Origin of the sequence: Gordonia araii NBRC 100433 (genome assembly GCF_000241265.1) — a bacterium.
GTDB classification, from domain to species: Bacteria; Actinomycetota; Actinomycetes; order Mycobacteriales; family Mycobacteriaceae; genus Gordonia; species Gordonia araii.
On sequence record NZ_BAEE01000096.1, the window covers coordinates 1 to 463 of the forward strand.

1 pseudogene is annotated in these 463 nt (G+C 66.3%); it reads left to right on the plus strand.

Features of this window, described 5'->3' with window-relative positions:
- Window positions 1–463 (plus strand): annotated as a pseudogene (locus tag GOARA_RS18695) (hypothetical protein); the annotation flags it as partial.

The following is a 463-nucleotide window of genomic DNA, read 5'->3' on the forward strand; positions in this document are numbered from 1 at the left end:
AGTCGGCTTTGGTTCTTCCGGGTGAGGTGGCGCGGGTGCGGGTGGATGTGACGCCGTGGGATGAGGAGCGTTCGGGGTGGTTGGCGGATCGGCGGGTGTCGTGGTGGCGGGAGTCGTTGGTGTCGTCGCCGTATGTGACGGCGGAGCAGGCCCTGGTGGCGGTGCGCCGGTTTGTGGAGGCTGAGGGTTTGGTGCTGGGGGATTATCGGCTGGATTTGTTGGAGGCGTCTCGTGTCCGGGATGGCTGGCGGGTGTGGTGTCCGCCGCCTGCTGTTGAGGGTCCGGGGGATCTGCGGTTGGGGTGGGCGGTGTTCTATGTGGCTGATGATGGCGTGGTGTTGCGGTCGTCGACGCAGGAGTCGATCGGGGATGCGTCGCAGCGCTTGACAGATGGGTTGTTTCAGCGATCACAGGCGGGTCCGCGGATCGCGTCGACCGGTCCGGTGGACATCGGAACCGAGCC